This window comes from Streptomyces sp. NPDC041970 (assembly GCF_055588985.1).
Genome location: NZ_JBVJCD010000010.1, coordinates 116289 through 136967, shown reverse-complemented (window position 1 = coordinate 136967; position 20679 = coordinate 116289). Strand labels below are relative to the sequence as shown.

Below are 20679 nucleotides of genomic sequence, written 5' to 3'. Positions count from 1 at the left end.
CACGACAAAAGACAGGGGGCCCCCCCCCCCCCCCCCCCCCCCCCCCCCCCCCCCCCCCCCCCCCCCGCGCCCCCCCCCCCCCCCCCCCGAGGAGGCCCTGTGCGCGCTCTTCGCCGAGGTGCTGGGCGTCGACGAGGTCGGCGCCGACCACGACTTCTTCGCCCTGGGCGGCGACTCCCTGCTGGCCGCCCGGCTGGCGAGCCGCATCCGCGGCCGACTGGGCCGGGCGGTCACCGTCCGGGAGGTCTTCCGGTCCCCGACCGCCGCCCGCCTCGCGGAGGAGCTGGGCGACGGGGCGGCGACGGACGACCGCGTCCGCCCGGTCCGGCCGCGCCCGGAGCGGGTGCCGCTCTCGTCCGCGCAGCGCCGGCTGTGGTTCATCGACGAACTCAACGGCGCGTCGGCCGCGTACAACATCCCGACCGTCCTGCGCCTGGACGGGCCGTTGGACGTCCCCGCGCTGCACGCCGCGCTGGGCGACGTGGTGGACCGGCACGAGACGCTGCGGACCACCCTGCGGCCCGCGGCGGGCGACGCCGCCGGAGCGGAGGCCGCACCCGAGCAGCACATCGCGCCCCCCGGCGGCCGCCGCCTCCCGCTGCCGGTGCTCGACGTCGCCCCCGAAGCGCTCGCCGGGGAGCTGCGCGCCGCCGCGGCCCACGTCTTCGACCTCGCGCGGGACCTACCGGTGCGCGCCCAGCTCTACCGCACCGGCGAGCGGGAGCACGCGCTGCTGCTGCTGGTCCACCACGTCGCCGCCGACGGCGCGTCGATGGGGCCCCTGATCGGGGACCTGGCCACCGCCTACACGGCACGGCTCGCGGGCCGCGCCCCCGTCCTCCCGCCGCCCGAGATGGCCTACGCCGACTTCGCGCTGTGGGAGCGGCGGAGCCCGCGGCGCGCCGCCGCGCAGGCCGAGGGGATCGGGTACTGGCGCCGGGCCCTGGCCGGGCTGCCGGACCACATCCGGCTCCCCGCCGACCGCCCCCGCTCGCAGGAGCCGGTCCGCCGGGGCGGCGTCGCGCGGTTCGAGGTGCCGCCCGCCCTGTACGCCCGGCTGGCGGAGCTGGCCGCGGGCGTCGGCGCCACCCCGTTCATGGTGCTGCAGACCGCGATAGCCGTCCTGCTGAGCCGGATGGGGGCCGGATCGGACATCCCCCTGGGCACGCCGGTCGCCGGCCGCCCGGACGAGGCGCTCGACGGGCTCGTCGGCTGCTTCGTCAACACCGTCGTCCTGCGCACCGACGTCTCGGGCGACCCGACCACGGCCGAGCTGCTGGCCCGGACGCGGGACGGCGACCTGGAGGCCTTCGCCCACCAGGACGTGCCCTTCGACCGGGTCGTGGACGCGGTCAACCCCGTCCGCTCCACCGCACGGCACCCCCTCTTCCAGGTCATGCTGATCCTCAACGGCCCCGAGCAGGACCGGGACCGGGCGCGCTTCCCCGGACTGGCCGCCCGCGTCGAGGCGGTGGAGTCCGGGGAGACCAAGTTCGACCTCTCCTGGCACTTCACCCACCGCGAGGGGCCGGAGCGGGCGCTGGAGGGAGCGCTCGTCCACGCCGCCGACCTGTTCGACGCCGCCACCGCGCACCGGCTCACCGAACGCCTGCTCGACCTGCTGACCGCCATGGCCGACGACCCCGCCCGGCCCGTCGGGACCCTCGACGTCCTCAGCGCCGCCGAGCACCGCCTCGTGCGCGCCTGGGGGACCGGCACGCCCCGCACCCGCGGCGACCGCCCCGAACCGACGGCCGCGAGGATCGCCGGCCACGCCGCCCGCACCCCGCACGCGCCCGCCGTGATCGAGCCCGGACGGGTCTGGAGCTACGCCGAACTCGACGCCCGCGCCGACCGGTTGGCCGCGGCCCTGGCCGCTCGCGGCGTCGGCGCCGAGGACCTCGTCGCCGTGCTCCTGCCCCGCGGCGCGGACCTGGTCGCCACCCTGCTGGGGACTCTGCGCGCCGGCGCCGCCTACCTCCCGCTCGACGCCTCGCACCCCGCCGACCGCAACCGCTGGGCCCTCGCCGACTCCGCCCCGGCCCTGCTGGTGACCGACGCCGAGCGGCTGCGCGCGCTCCCCGCGACCACCGCGCTCCCCGTGCTGGTCCTGGGCGAGGAGGACGCCGAGACCGAACTCGCCGGCCGCGCCCCCCTCCCGCGGGACGGCGCCGGCCTCGTGCGCCCGGTGGCCGGGGACAACGCCGCGTACACGATCCACACCTCCGGATCGACGGGCCGCCCCAAGGCCGTCGTCGTGACGCGGGACGCGCTGGACGCGTTCGTCGAACGCTCCCTGGACGCCTACGGCGACGCGCTGGGCGGCGCGGGTCTGCTGCACTCCCCGGTCGCCTTCGACCTCACGGTCGTCTCCCTCTACGGGCCGCTGGCCGCGGGCGGGCGCATCCAGGTCGGGGACCTCGACGAGAACGGGATCGCCGCGTGGGAGCGGGATCGTCCGGCCTTCGTCAAGGCCACGCCCTCCCACCTCGCGCTGCTGGAGGAGTTCGGCGGCTCCGCGGCCCCCGCGACGGTGGTCCTGGCGGGCGAACAGCTCATCGGCGCACGGCTGGACCGCTGGCGCAGCCGCCACCGCGCCACCACCGTCTTCAACAGCTACGGGCCCACCGAGACCACCGTCAACTGCCTGGAGCACCGGATCGCCCCGGACGCCGGGGCGCCCGCGGGGCCGGTGCCGGTGGGCCGGCCGGTGGCGGGCGTACGGGTGCTGCTCCTCGACGACCGCCTGCGCCCGGTCGCTCCGGGCGTGACGGGCGAACTGTACGTCTGCGGGCCCGGCGTCGCCCGCGGGTACCGCGACAGGCCGGCCGCCACCGCCGAACGGTTCGTCGCCTGCCCGCACGGGCGGCCGGGGGAGCGGATGTACCGCACCGGCGACCTGATGCGCTGGAACGCCGACGGCGAACTGGTCTACGAGGGCCGGGCCGACGCCCAGGTGAAGGTGCGCGGCTTCCGGGTCGAACCCGGCGAGGTGGAGGCCGCGCTGCTGGACCTCCCCGGCGTCCGGGAGGCGGCCGTCGTCCTCGTCGCGGGGCCGCAGGGCGCGCCCGAGCGGGCGGCCGCCCCCGCCCGCCTGGTCGGCTACGTCGTCGGCGCCACCGCCGACCCGGCCGCCCTCCTGGGACGCCTGCGCGACCGGCTGCCCGACCACATGGTGCCCGCCGCCCTCGTGGAACTGGACGCCCTGCCGCTCACCCCCAACGGCAAGCTCGACCGCCGCGCCCTGCCCGCGCCCGACTTCGGCCGCCACGCGGGCCGCCGCGCGCCGGACGGCCCGAGGGAGGAACTGCTGTGCGCCCTCTTCGCCGACGTGCTGGGCGTGCCCGACGTCGGCGCGGACGACGGCTTCTTCACCCTCGGCGGCGACAGCATCGTCAGCATCCAGCTCGTCGGCCGCGCCCGCCGGGCCGGGCTGCACCTCACCGTGCGCGACGTGTTCGAGCACCCCACGGCCGCCGGGCTCGCCGCCGTCGCCCGCTCCGCGGGGCCGGGCGAGGACGCGGACCGGGCCGCGCCGGAGGCGCTCGACCCGAGCGGGCCGCTGCCCTACGTCCCGGCCGCGGCACGGCTCGTCGCCCGGACCGGGTCGATGCGCGCCCGCGGCGCCGACCGCTTCCACCAGTCGGTCGTCCTCACCACTCCCGCGAACGCGGCGGCCGACGACGTCCGGCGCGTGCTCCAGACGCTGATCGACCACCACGGGGCGCTGCGCCTGCGGGCCCCCGCGGACCGGGACGGGTCGCCGGACGGCCTGGTGGTGGCCGAACCGGGCACGGTCGCCGCCGCCGACCTGCTGCGCCGCCGCGACGCCGCCGGACTCGACGGCGCGGCGCTGCGGGAGGCGGTGGAGCGGGAGGCCGAGCACGCCCGCGACGCCCTCGACCCGAGCACCGGGGCCGTGCTGCGCGCGGCCTGGCTGGACCGGGGCGCGGACCGGGGCGGCCTGCTGGTCCTGGTGGCCCACCACCTCAGCGTGGACGGCGTCTCCTGGCGCATCCTGGCCGACGACCTCCGCCACGCCTGGAACGCGGCCGCCGCCCCCGCCACGGCGGCGCCCCTGCCGCCGGAAGGCGCCTCCCTGCGGGAGTGGGCCACCCGGACCGCCCGGCGCGCCGCCGGGACCGCCGTGACCGGCGGGCTCCCCCACTGGCGCGCCACCCTGGCGGGACTGGAGGACCCGGACGGCGAGGTGGTCGCCCTCACGACGCGGCTCGACCCCGACGCCGACACCCACGGCACGGCGCGCGAGAGCGCGCACAGCCTGCCGCCCGAGCTGACCGACGCGCTCGTCCGCACCGCGCCCGCGGCGCTCCGCGCGGAGACCGGCGAACTGCTGCTGGCGGCCTACGCGCTGACGGCGTCGCGGGTCCTGGGCGACCGGCCCGTGTTCGTGGTGGAGACCGAGACCCACGGCCGCCAGGACGCCCTCCTGCCCGGCGTCGACCTGTCCCGCACCGTGGGCTGGTTCACCTCCGTCCACCCGGTGCGCCTGCGGCCCGGAGCCGGGGCCGCACGGCTGCTGAAGGAGACCAAGGAGCGGCTGCGCACCGTCCCGGAGGCCGGACTGGGCCACGACCTGCTCCGCCGAGGCAGGGCGTCCTCCATGGGCGAGGACGGCGGGGAGCCGCCCCGTCCGCAGTTCGGCTTCAACTACCTCGGCCGGGTCGCCGTGGCCCGACCCCTCGCCGACGGCGGCGCGGACGGGGCCGGGGACTGGGCGTTCGCGGGCCACAGCGTCGTCCCGCAACCGCCCGAACTGCCGCTCGCGCACGAGGTGGAGCTGACCGTCGTCCTGGAGGACGGCCCGCGGGGACCGGTCCTCGCGGCGCGCTGGAACGCCTCCGCCCGCGCCCTGTCCCCGGCGCGGCTGACCGCGCTGGCACAGGAGTGGGAGAAGGCGCTGCACGAGCTGGCCGCCCTGGCCGGCGTCGCCGGGAGCGCGGGCCTGATCCCCTCGGAGACCGGCGCGGGCGGCCTGGACCAGGACGCGATCGAGGAGTGCGAGGCGGCGGCGGACTTCGAGATCGCCGACCTGCTCGCCCTCGCGCCCGCCCAGGAGGGGCTGCTCTTCCACAGCACCTTCGACGACGCGGCGGAGGACGTCTACGTCGGCCAGGTGGCGCTGGAGCTCCACGGCGAGCTGTCGAGCGCCCGGCTGCGGGAGGCCGCCCAGCACGTCCTCGACCGGCACGACGCGCTGCGCGCGGCCTTCCTCCAGCGCCGCTCCGGCGAGTGGAGCCAGGCGATCGCCGCCCGGACGACGGCGCCCTGGGAGGAACACGACCTGTCCGCCCTGGCCGAGGAGGAGCGGCAGCGGAGGCTGGACGCGCTGCTGGCCGGGCAGCGCACCCGCCGGTTCGACCTCGCACGGCCGCCGCTGGTGCGCTTCCTGCTCGTGACGACGGCGGCGGACCGGCACGTGCTCGCCCTGACCAACCACCACCTGGTCCTGGACGGCTGGTCGCTGCCGCTGGTGGTGCGCGACCTCATGGCCCTGTACGGGGCGGACGGCGCCGCCCTGCCCGCCGCACGGCCGTACCGCGACTACCTCGCCTGGCTCGCCGGGCAGGACGCCGACGCGGCCCGCGCCGCGTGGGAGCGGGCGCTCGCCGGGCTCCAGCCCTCGCTGATCGCCCCCGACGCCCCCCGCGGCGGGGCGGCCCCGCTCCCGCACTACCGCACCATGGACCCCGCCGTCGTCTCCCGCCTGACCGCCTGGGCCCGCGGCCTGGGCGTCACGCTGAACTCGGCGGTCGAGGCGGCGTGGGGCCTCCTCCTGGGCCGGCTCACCGGCCGGGACGACGTGAGCTTCGGCATCGCCGCCTCCGGCCGCCCCACCGACCTGCCCGGCGCGGCGGAGATCGTCGGCCTGCTGATGAACACCGTGCCGGTGCGCGTCGTCCTGGACCCCGCCGAACCGCTGGAAGCACTCGTCCGGCGCGTGCAGCGGGAGCAGGCCGCCCTCCTGGACCACCAGTTCCTCCCCCTGGCGCAGGTGCAGCAGCGGCTCGGGGCGGGCGACCTCTTCGACACCACCCTCGTCTTCGAGAACTACCCGCTGGACCCCGCCGACGGCCTCGGCGGCGGCGACGGCCTCCGGCTGGGCGGGGCGCGCGGCCACGACAGCAACCACTACCCCCTCAGCGTCACCGTCGGCCCCGCCCCCGACCTCCAACTCCGCTTCATCTACCGCCCCGACCTCTTCACACCCCAGTGGGTGGAGGACCTGGCGGCGCGGTTCGAGCAGGTGCTCGACGCCATGGCCACGTCCGGCGCCACCCCGGCGGGCCGCCTGGACGTCCTGCTGCCGAGCGAACACGCCACGCTGCTGGGCGACTGGGCGCGCGGCGGGGCGGCGAACGCACGCGAGTGCCCCGTCGCCCTCCTGGAGGAGCAGGTCGACCGCACCCCCGACGCCCTGGCGCTCGTCGAGGGCGGGGAGGGCGGACTCCGCCTGAGCTACGCCGAGTTCGACGCCCGCGCCAACCGCATGGCGCGCTTCCTCATCGCCCGGGGGCTCGGGGCCGAGGACCTGGTCGGGCTGGTCTTCCCGCGCGGCGCCGACCTGCTCACCGGCCTGTGGGGGGCGCTCAAGGCCGGTGCGGCCTACCTGCCGGTGGACGTGGACTACCCGGCCGAGCGGATCGGGCTGCTCCTCGGCGACGGCGACCCCGCCCTCGTCCTGACCACCTCCGCCCACGCCCACCTGGTGCCCGAGGCGCCGGGGCGGCAGATCCTCTGCGTCGACCTGCCCGGCCCCGCGGACGAACTCGCCCGCGCCCCGGAGGGGAGGGTGACCGACCGGGAGCTGCCGCGCCCGGTCGGGGCCGACACCCTCGCCTACGTCCTCTACACCTCCGGCTCCACCGGCCGCCCCAAGGGCGTGGCCGTCGGCCGGGGTTCGCTGGCCGCGCACGCCGTCCGCTCCCGCGACCGCTACCCGGACGCGGCCGGGGTGTCGCTGCTGCACTCCCCGGTGGCGTTCGACCTCACGGTGACCGCCCTGTTCACCACGCTGATCTCCGGCGGGACCCTCCTCCTCGCGGAGCTGGACGAGCACGCCCAGGACTCCGGCACCACCTTCGTCAAGGGCACGCCCTCCCACGTCGCCCTCCTGGACGAGCTGCCCGGCGTCCTCGACGCCGCCGGCGAGCGCCCCGGCACGCTCGTGCTCGGCGGTGAACCGCTCACCGGCGAGATACTGGAGCGCTGGCGCGCACGCCACCCGCGGGCCAGGGTCTTCAACGACTACGGGCCCTCGGAGACCAGCGTCAACTGCTCCGACCTGCTCTTCGAACCCGGCGACGAGGTGCCCGACGGCCTGCTGCCGATCGGCCGCCCGCTGCCCGGCAACCACATGTTCGTCCTCGACCACCTGCTCCAGCCCGTGCCGGTCGGCGTCGTCGGGGAGATCTACGTCTCCGGCGTCGGCGTGGCCCGCGGCTACCACGGGCGGCCCGGCCTGACCGCCGAGCGCTTCCTGCCCTGCCCGTTCGACGCGCCCGGCGCCCGCATGTACCGCACCGGGGACCTGGGGCGCTGGCGGCCCGACGGGATCATGGAATGCCTGGGCCGCACCGACGACCAGGTCAAGGTGCGCGGCTTCCGGGTGGAGCTGGGCGAGGTGGAGGCCGCGCTCGCCGCCCGCGCCGACGTCGCCCGCGCCACCGTCGTCGTACGCGAGGACGAGCCGGGGGACCGGCGGCTGACGGGCTACGTGGTCCCCGAAGGCGGGCCGGGGGCGGGCTTCGACCCGGCGGCCGCGCTGCGCGACCTCGCCGCCTCGCTGCCGTCGTACATGGTCCCGGCCGCGATCGTGGTCCTGCCCGAGCTGCCGCGCACCGAGAACGGCAAGCTCGACCGCAGGGCGCTGCCCGCGCCCGAGTACGGGACCGCCTCCGCCGGGCGGGCGCCGCGCACCGCCGCCGAGACCGCCCTGTGCGCCCTGTTCGCCGACGTGCTCGGGGTGCCCGCGGCCACCCTGGACGACGACTTCTTCGCCCTGGGCGGCCACTCCCTGCTCGCCGTCCGGCTCGCCGGCCGCATCCGGGCCGAACTCGGACTGCGGCTCGACATCCGGACGATCTTCGACCACCGCACCGTCGCGGACCTCCTCGCCGACCCGCAGATCGCCGCACAGCTCACGCACGGCGAGGCCCCCGGCGCGCGGCGCCCGGCCCCGCCCGCGCCCGAGCACGACCCGCGGACCGGCCCCGAGCGGTTGCCGCTGTCGCCCGCCCAGCGCAGGCTGTGGTTCCTCAACCGCTACGACCGGGAGGCCGGCGGCTACCACATCAGCGTCGCGCTGCGGCTCACCGGCGACCTCGACGTCGACGCCCTGCACGCGGCGCTGGGCGACCTGGCCGCCCGGCACGAGAGCCTGCGCACCGTCTTCCGCGAGGACGAGCAGGGGCCGCACCAGGTCGTCCTGCCCGCGGGGACCCCGCCCGCCGCGGCCATCGCCCCCGCCACCGCCCGCCGGCTCGACGCCCTGGTGCGCGAAGCCGTCCGCCGGCCCTTCGACCTGGCCGAGGACACCCCGCTGCGCTCCACCCTGTTCGCGCTGCCGGACGGCGAGCACGTCCTGCTCCTGGTCATCCACCACATCGCCGCCGACGGCTGGTCGATGGGGCCGCTGGCACGGGACCTGGCCGCCGCCTACCGCGCCCGCGCCGCCGGCCGCGCGCCCCGCTGGCCGGCCCCCGCCCCCAGCCCCGCAGCCCACCTGCCCCTGGGGCGGCCCCGCGGCGCCGGGGAGGACGCCGCCGACCCGGTGGAGCGCCGCGTCGCCCACTGGGCCGAGGAGCTGCGCGGACTGCCCGACGAGCTCGCGCTGCCCTACGACCGGCCGCGCCCGACGACGCCCCCCGGCTACGCCGAGCGGATCGCCTTCCGCGTCGACGCCGGACTGTACCGGGACGTGCGGGCGCTGGCGGCCCGCCACCGGGCCACCCCGTTCATGGTCCTCCACGCCGCCCTGGCCGCCCTGTGGCACCGGCTCGGCGCCGGCCCCGACATCCCCGTGGGCACCCCGGCGGCCGGCCGCGACCGGCCCGAGACCGCCGACCTCGTCGGCTTCCTGGTCAACACCCTGGTCCTGCGCACGGACACCTCCGGCGACCCGGCCTTCGCCGAGCTGCTGGACCGGGTGCGCGAGACCGACCTGCGGGCCTACACCCACCAGGACGTGCCCTTCGAGCGGCTGGTGGAGGCCGTCAACCCCGCCCGCTCGCCCAGCAGGCACCCCCTCGTCCAGACGATGCTCACCTTCGACAACGCCGCGCACGGAGCGCTCGACCACCTCCTGGACCTGCCGGGCGTGCGCGCGGAACCGCTGCCGACCGCCGAGGGCACCGCCCACACCGACGTCGAACTGACCTTCGCCGAGACCGGGTCCGCCGCGGACGGCACCGCACTCGACGCGTCCCTGCGCTACCGCCCCGACCTGTTCGACCGCACGACCGCGCAGGCCCTGGCGGAGCGGTTCGTGACGCTGCTGCGCACCGTGACGCGCGAGCCCGGCCTGCGGCTCGGGCAGCTCGACGTGACCACCGGCGAGGAGCGCCGGCGGCTGGCCGAGGCCGACGCCGCCGCACGGGCGCGGGCCGCCACCGCCGTCGCCGACCTGCCCGCGCTCTTCGCCGCCGCCGCCACGCGCGCGCCCTCCGCCCCGGCCCTCACCGACGGGACGGCGACCCTGGACTACGCGGAACTCGACGCCCGGTCCAACCGCCTGGCCCGCGCCCTGCTCGAACTCGGCGTGGGACCGGAGGACTTCGTCGCCCTCGCCGTGCCCCGCTCGGCCGACCTGGTGGTGGCCGTGCTCGCCGTGCTGAAGTCGGGCGCCGCCTACCTCGCCGTCGACCCCGACCACCCGGCCGAGCGCACCGCGTACATCCTCCACGACTGCCGACCGGTCGCCGTGCTCTCCACGACCGCCGTCCGCGAGCTCCTGCACGGCACGGTGGGCGAGGCGGTCGGCGAGGTCCCGTGGCTCCTGCTCGACGCGCCGCCGGCCGGGCTCCCGGACGGGCCGGTCACCGACGCCGAACGCCGGACCCCGCTGCTCCCCGACCACCCCGCCTACACCATCTACACCTCCGGCTCGACCGGGCGGCCCAAGGGCGTGGTCGTCAGCCACGCCAACGTCTCACGGCTGCTGGCCGCCTGCCGCGCGGCCGTGGACTTCGGGCCCGACGACGTCTGGACGCTCTTCCACTCCAGCGCCTTCGACTTCTCGGTGTGGGAGATGTGGGGGCCCCTGGCGCACGGCGGCCGGCTGGTCGTCGTCCCGCACGACGTGGCCAGGTCCCCCGGCGACCTCCTGGAGCTGCTGGGCCGCGAGCGCGTCACGGTGCTCAGCCAGACCCCCTCCGCCTTCCTCCAGCTCCTGCGGGCGGAGGCCGAGCGGGGCGTCGCTCCGGAGACCACCGCCGCGCTGAGGTACGTCGTCTTCGGCGGGGAGGCGCTGGACACCGCCCAACTCGCCCCCTGGCGGGGCCGCCCGGTCCGCCTGGTCAACATGTACGGGATCACCGAGACGACCGTGCACGTCACCCACCTGGAGCTGGACGACGCCGCCGTGGAACGCGGCGGCAGCCCGATCGGCGCCCCCCTGGACGACCTGCGCGCCCACGTGCTCGACGAGGGGCTGCTCCCCGTGCCGACGGGCGTCGTGGGCGAGCTGTACGTCGCCGGCCCCGGCCTGGCCCGCGGATACCGCCGCCGCCCCGGCCTGAGCGCCGCCCGCTTCGTCGCCGACCCGTTCGACGCGGGCGGCCGGATGTACCGGACCGGCGACCTCGTCCGGCGCACGCCGGACGGCGGCCTGCACTACGTCGGCCGGTCCGACTCCCAGGTCAAACTGCGCGGCTACCGCATCGAGCCCGGCGAGATCGAGGCCGCCGCCCGCCGCCACCCCGACGTCGCCCAGGCGGCGGCCGCCGTGCACGGCGAGGGACCCGACGACCGGTACCTGGTCTGCTACGCGGTGCCGGCGGCGGACGCCGAACCCGACCCGCACGAGGTGCGCGCCCACCTGGCCGAAGCCCTGCCCGGCTACATGGTCCCCGCCGCCGTGGTGCTGCTGCCCGCCCTGCCGCTGACCCCCAACGGCAAGCTGGACCGGGCGGCGCTGCCCGCCCCGGACCGGGCGGAGTGGGCCGCCGGCGGCGCCCCGGCCGGACCGCGCGAGGAAGCCCTCTGCGCCGCCTTCGCCGACGTCCTCGGCGTCCAGGAGGTCAGCCGCGACGCCGACTTCTTCGCCCTGGGCGGCCACTCGCTGTCGGCGGTCCGGCTCATCAGCCGCATCAGGTCCGCGCTCGGCGTGGAGATCGGCATCCGCACGCTCTTCGAGGCGCCCACGCCCGCCGCGCTGTCCCGGCGACTCGACGCGGCCGGGACCGGACGGCTCCCCCTCCTCCCGCGACGGCGGCCGAAGCGCGTCCCGCTCTCCTCCGCCCAGCGCAGGCTGTGGTTCCTCGGGGAGCTGGAGGGGCCGAGCGCCACCTACAACATCCCGCTCGCGCTGCGGCTGCGCGGCCGGCTCGACGTCGACGCCCTGCGCACCGCGCTGGCCGACGTGGTGGGCCGGCACGAGGCGCTGCGCACCGTCTTCCCGGCCGAGAACGGCGCCCCCCGCCAGCACGTGGTCGCACCCGAACAGGCCGCGCCCGCCCTGGACGTCCGGGACGTCGCCGAGAGCGAGCTGCCCGCCGCCCTCGCCGACGCCCGCGGACACGCCTTCACCCTCACCGAGGACCTTCCGCTGCGGGCCGCGCTGCTGCGCACCGGGCCCGCCGACCACGTCCTCTCCCTCGTCCTGCACCACATCGCCGGCGACGGCTGGTCGCTCGCCCCGCTCGCCCGCGACCTGAGCACCGCCTATGCCGCAAGGCTGGAGGGCCGCGCCCCGCAGTGGCGGCCCCTGCCGGTGCAGTACGCCGACCACACCCTCTGGAAGGAGGAGCTGCTCGGCGCGGCGGACGACCCCGACAGCCTCTTCTCCCGCCAACTCGCCTTCTGGCGCGAAGCGCTGGAGGGCGCGCCGGAACAGATCGAGCTGCCCACCGACCGGCCGCGCCCCGCGATGGAGAGCCACCGCGGCGCGATCCACCGCTTCACCCTGCCCGCCCCGCTGCGCGACCGGCTGCGCGCCCTGGCGCACTCCCGGCAGGCGACCCTCTTCATGGCCCTGCAGGCCGGTCTCGCCGCGCTGTTCGCCAAACTGGGGGCCGGCCGGGACATCGTCCTCGGGGCCCCGGTCGCCGGCCGCGGCGACGAGGCGGTCGACGACCTCGTCGGCTTCTTCGTCAACACCCTGGCGCTCCGCACCGACCTCGGCGGCGACCCCACCTTCGAGGAGCTGCTCGACCGGGTCAGGGACGCCGACCTGTCCGCCTTCGCCCACCAGGACATCCCGTTCGAGCAACTGGTGGAGGCGCTCAACCCCACCCGCTCCCTCTCCCGGCACCCCGTCTTCCAGGTGCTGCTGGCCCTCCAGAACAACGAGCGCGGCGAGGCCGCCATGCCCGGCCTGGAGGTCACCGTCGAACGCCCCGCCGAGGCCCCGGCCAAGTACGACCTCTTCGTCAACCTGGTCGAGTCCCCGAGCCCGGACGCCGGCGCGACCGCCGTCGAGGGCGCGGTCGAGTACGCCACCGACCTCTTCGACGCTCGCACCGTCGCCCGGCTGACCGCGCGCTACCACGACCTGCTCCTGGCCGCCGTCGAGGCGCCCACGACACGGCTCAGCCGGATGCCCGTGCTCGACGCGGCCGAACGCGGCGCGCTCGCGGCCGAATGGGACGCCGCCGCCGCGGGCCCGCCCGAGGACCTGGTCGGCCTCTTCCGCGCCCGCGCCGCCGAGGCGCCGGACGCGGTGGCGGTCCGCGCCGCCGGGGACAGCCTCACCTACGCCGAACTCGACGAGCGGGCCGGCCGGGTCGCGGCGGTGCTCGCCGGGCACGGCGCCGGCCCGGAGAGCCGGGTCGCGGTCTGCCTGCCGCGCACCGCCGACCTGGTGGTCTGCCTGCTCGGCGTCCTGCGGGCCGGGGCCGCCTACGTGCCGCTGGACCCGGAGTACCCGGACGGGCGCATCGCCGCGATCCTGGCCGACACCCGCCCGGCGGCGCTGCTCACCACGGCGGACTGCCGCCCCGCGATCACCGGGGCCGCGACCGCCGCCGGCGCCGCCGTCCTCCTCGCGGCCGACGCCGCGCACGGCACGGGCCCCGCGCCCGAGGGCCCCGCCCCGCTGCCCGACCAGGCCGCGTACGTCCTGCACACCTCGGGCTCCACCGGCCGCCCCAAGGGCGTGGTCGTCAGCCGGGGCAACCTCGCCAACCTCCTGGCCGACATGCGGGACCGGCTGCGCCCCACCGCAGACGACCGCCTGGTGGCGGTCACCACGGTCAGCTTCGACATCGCCGCGCTCGAACTCTTCCTCCCGCTGGTCAGCGGCGCCGGACTGGTCCTGGCCGACCGCGCCGCCGCACGGGACCCCGAGGCGCTGGCCGCGCTGCTCACCGAGAGCGGCGCCACCATCCTCCAAGCCACCCCGACCACCTGGCAGTTGCTGGCCGAGACCGCCCCCGACGCCCTGCGCGGGCTGCGCAAACTGGTGGGCGGCGAAGCCCTCCCCGCCTCCCTGGCCTCCCGGCTGCGCGACCTCGGCGGCGAACTCGTCAACGTCTACGGGCCCACCGAGACCACCGTCTGGTCCACCGCCGCCCACCTCGACCGGGTCGCCGGCGGCGCCCCGCCCATCGGCCGGGCCCTGCGCGCCACCCGCGCCTACGTGCTGGACGAGTGGCTGAACCCGCTCCCCGAGGGCGTGCCCGGCGAGCTGTACCTGGCCGGCGCCGGCGTGGCCCGCGGCTACCTGGGGCGCGGCGGCCTGACCGCGGAGCGCTTCACCGCCGACCCCTTCGGCGCGCCCGGCAGCCGGATGTACCGCACGGGCGACCTGGCCCGCCGCCGCGCGGACGGGGAGCTGGACTTCCTCGGACGCACCGACCACCAGGTCAAGGTCCGGGGCTTCCGCATCGAGCTGGGCGAGATCGAGACGGCCCTCGGCGCGCACCCGCACGTCGCCGGGGCGGTCGTGGTCGCCCGCGCCGCCCCCGGCGCGGCCCCCGCGCCGGGCGGCCGCGCGGACGGCCCGGCCCCGCGGCGGCTGGTGGCCTACGTGGTCGCCGAGCCCCACCGCGCCACCCCTGACGACAGCCGGGAGCGCGACCGGCTCGACGAGTGGCGCGAGGCCTACGACACCCTCTACAGCGGCTCCGCGCCCGCCCCCCTCGGCCACGACTTCGGGATCTGGCGGAGCAGCCACGACGGGCAGCCCATCCCCCTGGACGAGATGCTCCAGTGGCGGGCGGCCACGGTGGACCGCATCCGGGCGCTGCGGCCCGCACGGCTGCTGGAGATCGGCGTCGGCACCGGGCTGCTGCTGTCGGAGCTGGCGGAGGACTGCACCGCGTACCACGGGACCGACCTGTCCGCACAGGCGATCGAGACGCTGCGCGACCAGGTCGGCGCGGAGCCCGCGCTGAAGGAGAAGGTCGAGCTGCACGTCCGCCCGGCACACGACTTCACCGGCCTGCGCCGGGGCTTCTACGACACCGTCGTGCTCAACTCCGTCGTCCAGTACTTCCCCGACGCCGACTACCTCACCCGCGTGCTGCGCGGCGCACTCGACCTGCTCGCCCCCGGCGGGCGGCTCTTCGTCGGCGACGTCCGCAGCCTGGCGCTGCTGCGCGCCTTCCGCGCCTCGGTCGAGGCCGGCGACGCCGCCGTCACCGACGCCCCCGCCGCCGTGCTGGCGGCCGCCGACCGCAGGGCGGCCGCGGAGAACGAACTCGTCGTCGACCCGGTCTACTTCGCGCGGCTGCGGCGGGAGACCGGCGAACCGCTCCTGCTGGACGTGCGCGTCCGGCGCGGAAGGCCGCACAACGAGCTGACGCGCTACCGCTACGACGTCCTGCTGGCCAAGCCGGAAGCCGCGACCGCACCCCCCGCCGCGCCCCCGGCCACCGAGCTGCGCTGGGCGCGGGAGGTCGGCGACCGGGCGCGGCTGGCCGAGCTCTGCGCAGCGCACCCCGGCGCGCTGCGCGTCACCGCGATCCCCAACGCCCGCGTACGGCGCGAGACCGCCGCACTCGCCGCCCTGGAGGACGGGCAGGCGGTCGCCGCGGTGCGCCGGCTGCTGGAGGGGCCCGCCGACGGGGTGGACCCGGAGGACCTGTACGCCGTCGCGGCGGCGGCCGGACGCACGGCCTGGGTGACCTGGTCGGCCGAGGGCCCGCCGGACACCGTCGACCTGGTGCTGGCCCCGGCGGGCGCGGACGGCGCGGCGCCGGTGGCGCCGCCCGCCGAGCTGTGGCCCGGCGAGCCGGACGCCGGCCGGCCGGGGACCAACGACCCGTCCGCCGGACTCCACCACCGCGAACTGGCCGCCGAACTCCGCGCCCACCTGGCCGAACGGCTGCCGGACTACATGGTCCCCTCGGCCGTCGTCGTCCTCGACGCCCTCCCGCTGACCGCCAACGGGAAGGTGGACCGGGCCGCACTGCCCGACCCCGACCCGGCGGGCGCGGCCGGCGACCGCCCGCCGCGCACGCCTCGGGAGGAGCTGCTCTGCACGCTCTTCGCCGACCTGCTGGGCCTGGGCCGGGTCGGCGTCCAGGACAGCTTCTTCGGCCTGGGCGGCGACAGCGTCCTGTCCGTCCGGCTCGTCAGCCGCGCCCGCGAACACGGGCTGCCGCTGACCACCCGCGACGTCTTCGAGCACCACACCGCGGCCGCGCTCGCGGCGGCCCTGGAGGGCAGGGAACCGGAGCCCGAACCGGCCGGCGACCTGCCGGAGCCCGGCGCCGCCGCCCCGCGGCCCATCAGCGTCGACGAACTCGCCGAGCTGGAGGACGAGCTCGGCGCGGACTGGGAGGAGATGCAGTGAGCGGTCCGCAGCGCATGGTCGAGGAGGTCCTCGCGGTCACCCCGCTCCAGGAGGGGCTGCTCTTCCACGCGGTCTTCGACGAGAACACCCCCGACGCCTACGTCAGCCGACTGGTCCTCGCCCTCTCCGGAGAGCTGGACGCCGACCGGCTGCGACGGGCCGCGCAGGCGCTGGTGGCACGCCACCCGGCGCTGCGCTCGGCCTTCCGCCAGCGGCGCTCGGGGGAGTGGTTCCAACTGGTCGCCACCCGCCCCGCCGTGCCCTGGCAGGAGCTGGACCTGCGCTCCGTGGGCAGCCCGGCGGAGGCGGACAAGCACCTGGAGGCGCTCCTGGACGAGCACCACCGCACCGGGTTCGACCTCGGCCGGCCGCCCCTGCTGCGCTTCCTGCTGGCCAGGACCGGCGAGGACCGCCACCAGTTGGCCGTGACGTACCACCACATCGTCCTCGACGGCTGGTCGATGCCCATCCTGATGCGGGAGCTGGTCGCGCTGTACGGCAGCGGCGGCGACCCCTCCGCGCTCCCGCCCGTCCGCCCGCACCGCGACCACCTCGACTGGCTGGCGCGCCGCCCGCCCGAGCAGAGCGCCCGCGCCTGGCGGCAGGCGCTGGCGGGGCTGCCCGGCCCCACCCTGGTCGCCCCCGGCGCCGACCGCAACGGCCCGCTCCCCAGGTCGGTGTGGACCCGGCTCGGCGAGCGGGACACCCGCGCCCTCGGCGCGTGGACGCGCGCCCGCGGGGTGACGGTCAACTCCGCGGTGCAGGCCGCCTGGGCGACCGTGGTCGGCCGCCTCACCGGCCGCGACGACGTCGTCTTCGGGACGACCGTCTCGGGGCGGCCGCCGGAGCTGCCCGGCGCCGAGGAGATGGTCGGGTTCTTCATCAACACCGTGCCGACCCGCGTGCGGATGCGGCCGGGCGAGCCGGTCGGCGACCTCGTCGTCCGGCTCCAGCGCGAGCAGACCGCCCTCCTGGAGCACCAGCACGTCAGGCTCTCCGACATCCAGCGCTGGACCGACCGGACCGTGCTCTTCGACACCTCCACCGCGTTCGAGAACTACCCCGCCGACGACCTCGCCGCCGTCAGCTCCTCCGACCACGCGGGCCTGCGCGTCGAGGGGGGCTCCGGCCTGACCACCAACCACTTCCCCCTCTCCCTCTACGCGCTCCCCGGCCCGGCGCTCCGCCTGCGCCTGGACCACCGCCCCGACGCCGTGGACGGCGTCACCGCACGCCACGCGGCGGACCTGATGGAACGCGCCCTGACCGCCGTCCACAGCGCCCCCGCCACCTTGACCGCCGCACTCGCCGCCACCCCCGCGCCCGCCCGCGCGCCGCGCCCCGCGCCCCGCGCCGCCCCGCGGAGCCGCCCGACGACGATCGTGGACGCGTTGGAGGCGCGGGTGCGCGCGACCCCGGCCGCCCCCGCCGTCCTCGCCGGCGGCCAGGAGCTGACCTACGCCGAACTCGACGCCCGCGCCAACCGGCTGGCACGCCTGCTGCGCGAGCGCGGCGTCGGCCCCGAGAGCCGGGTCGCCCTCACCGTCTCCCGGAACGCCTGGCTGCCGGTCGCGGTCCTCGGCATCCTCAAGGCGGGCGGCTGCTACGTCCCCGTGGGCGCCGCGCTGCCGCAGGAGCGCGCCGCCCACATCCTGCGCGAGACCGCACCGGTCTGCCTGCTCACCGACCCCGAGGCCGAAGCCGCCCGGACCCGGCCCACCGCCACCCGGGCGCAGGACCGGCCCGAGACCGCGCCGGGCGGCGTCGAGCGCGTCGTCCTGACCGGAGCGCTCCTCGACCGGTACGACCCGGCCGCACCGACCGACGCCGAACGCGCCGGGCCGCTGCTCCCCGGCCACCTCGCCTACATCCTCCACACCTCCGGCTCCAGCGGCCGGCCCAAGGGGGTCGCGGTCGAGCACGCCCAGGTGACCGCCCTGCTGTCCTGGGCCGCCACCGGCCTCGGCGCCGACCGGCTGCACCGCACCGTGGCCGCCACCTCGGAGAGCTTCGACGTGTCGGTCTTCGACACCCTCGTCCCGCTGCTCACCGGCGGCCGCATCGAGATCGTGGAGAACACCCTGGCCGTCGCCGACCGGGCCGGCGGCGAACCCTCCCTCCTGAACGCCGTCCCCTCGGCCCTGCAGGCGCTGCTGGAGCGCGGCGAGCCGCTCGCCGTCGACACCTTCCTCTGCGCCGGCGAGCCCTTCCCCGCCTCGCTGGCCCGAGCCCTGCGTGCCGCGTTCCCGCGGGCCCGCGTGGCCAACCTCTACGGCCCGACCGAGACCACGGTCTTCGTGACCGCCCGGTTCCTGGACGGAACCGAGGACGGCGCGCCCCCCATCGGCCGCCCGCTGCCCGGCGTGCGCATCCACCTCCTCGACCCCTGGCTCCGCCCCGTGCCGGACGGGGTCGTGGGAGAGCTGTACATCGCCGGCGACCACGTCACCCGCGGCTACTGGCAGCGCCCGGACACGACGGCCGAACGCTACGTCGCCGACCCCTTCGGCGCGCCGGGCGCCCGCATGTACCGCAGCGGCGACCTCGGGCGGCTCCGCCCCGACGGGGAGATCGACCTGGTCGGCCGGGCCGACGGCCAGGTGAAGGTGCGCGGGCACCGGGTCGAGCTGGGGGAGGTGGAGGCGGTGCTGGCCTCCCACCCGGACGTCGGGCAGGCGGCGGCCGCCGTGCACGAGGGCGGACCCGCCGGACCGCGCCTGGTGGGCTACGTCGTCCCCGGCGCGGCGGCGCCCGACCCGGCCGCGGTCCTGGACCACGTACGGCGCAAGGCGCCCCCGTACATGGTGCCCTCGGCGCTGGTGGTGCTGGACGAGCTGCCGCTGACCGCCAACGGCAAGCGGGACCGCGCCGCGCTGCCGCCCCCGCCGGACCGCAGCGACGCCACGCGGGCGCGCGCCCCCCGGGGCCCGCACGAGACGATCCTGCTCGGCCTGTTCGCCGACGTGCTCGGGGTGCGCCCGGCCGGCATCGACGACGACTTCTTCGCGCTGGGCGGCCACTCGCTGCTCGCCACCCGCCTGGTCAGCAGGGTGCGCACCACCCTCGGAGCCGAACTGGCGGTACGGGACCTCTTCGAACACCCCACGGTGGCCGCCCTGTACGCCAGGATCGCCCGTGCCGGGGCGGCCCGGCCGCCGGTCTCCCGCGTCCACGAGCGGCCCGCCCGCATCCCCCTGTCGTTCGCCCAGCGGCGGCTGTGGTTCCTCCACCGCCTCCAGGGCGGCAGCGCCGCCTACCACGTCCCGCTCGCGCTCCGCCTCACCGGGAGCCTCGACACGGCCGCGCTGCGCGGCGCGCTCGCCGACGCGGTCGCCCGGCACGGAAGCCTGCGCACCGTCTTCGACGAGGACGCCGAGGGCCCCCACCAGGTCGTCCAGGACGCCTCGGCGGCCGCCCGGCTGCTCACCCTGGCCCCGGAGCAGGTCGAGGACCCGCTGCGGGCGGCCGAGGAGGCGGTGGCCGAGCCCTTCGACCTCACGACCGGGCCGCCCCTGCGGTGCCGGCTGTTCACCCGGCCCGCGGACCCGGCGGACCCGCGTGCGGGCCGGGAGCCGGAGGAACACCTGCTGCTGCTGGTGGTCCACCACATCGCGGCCGACGGATGGTCGCTGCGGATCATCGCGCGGGACGTGGCCGCCGCGTACGCCGCCCGCCTGCGCGGCGAGGTCTTCGCACCCGCCCCGACCCCCGTCGACTACGTCGACCACACCCTGTGGCAGCACCGGGTGCTCGGCGGCCCCGACGCGGACGGCGGCCCGCTCGGCGACCAACTCGCACACTGGCAGGGGCGGCTGGCCGGCCTGCCGCAGGAGATCGCCCTGCCGGCCGACCGGCCGCGCCCGGCCGCCTCCACCCACCGGGGCGAGGACGTGGACTTCGCCGTCCCCGCCGCCACGACCGCGCGGATCAGGGAGCTGGCGGGGGCCGCCGGCGCCACGCCCTTCATGGTCCTCCAGGCCGCGCTGGCGGTCCTGCTGCACCGCATGGGGGCGGGCACGGACATCCCCCTGGGCACCCCGGTCGCCGGACGCACCGACAGCGCGGTGGAGGGGGTCGTCGGGCTCTTCGTCAACACCCTGGTCCTGCGCACCGACCTGAGCGGATCGCCCACCTTCAAGGAGCTCCTGGGCCGGGTCCGCGCCACCGCCCTGGACGCCTACGCCCACCAGGACGTGCCCTTCGAGCGGCTGGTCGAGGTGCTCGCCCCCGAGCGGTCCCTGGCCCGCCACCCCCTCTTCCAGGTCTCCCTCGTCCTGCAGAACCTCGACGAGGCCGCCGCGGCGGCGGACGGGCTGCCCGGACTGCGCGCCGAAGCGGTCCGCACCCGGCGGGACGGCGCGAAGGTCGACCTGTCCTTCGTGCTCGCCCCGAGCGGACCGGAGGGCGGCGACATGCCCGGCGTCCTCACCTACAGCGCCGACCTCTTCGACCGCGCGACCGCCGAGGCGCTGGTGGAGCGGCTGCTGCGGGTGCTGGACCAGGTGCTCACCGCCCCCGCCGCCCCTGTGGGCCGGGTGGACGTGCTCCTGCCCGGCGAGGCGCGGCGCGCGCTGGAGCACAGCCGCGGGCCCGGCGAGGCGGGAGGCGCGGACGAACCGCTGGCCCGCTTCGAGCGGTGGGCGGCGACCACCCCCGACGCCCCCGCCCTGCGGTGGGACGGCGGCCGGCTGACCTACGCC

2 protein-coding genes (1 of these 2 cut by a window edge) are annotated in these 20679 nt (G+C 77.6%); both read left to right on the top strand.

Annotated features, from left to right (window positions below):
* The first annotated feature begins 97 nt into the window (after nt 1-97).
* Complete coding sequence (locus ACZ6EJ_RS08380) at nt 98-15979, top strand: non-ribosomal peptide synthetase (RefSeq protein WP_469265426.1); 15882 nt, start codon at nt 98-100, stop codon at nt 15977-15979.
* Nucleotides 15976-20679, top strand: partial view of an amino acid adenylation domain-containing protein gene (locus ACZ6EJ_RS08375; RefSeq protein ID WP_469265395.1) — the 5' portion only. Its footprint extends 1689 nt past the window's final position; the window shows 4704 of its 6393 coding nt (coding positions 1-4704); the start codon lies at nt 15976-15978; its stop codon lies beyond the right edge, outside the window. Before ACZ6EJ_RS08380 ends, ACZ6EJ_RS08375 begins: the two co-directional genes overlap by 4 nt.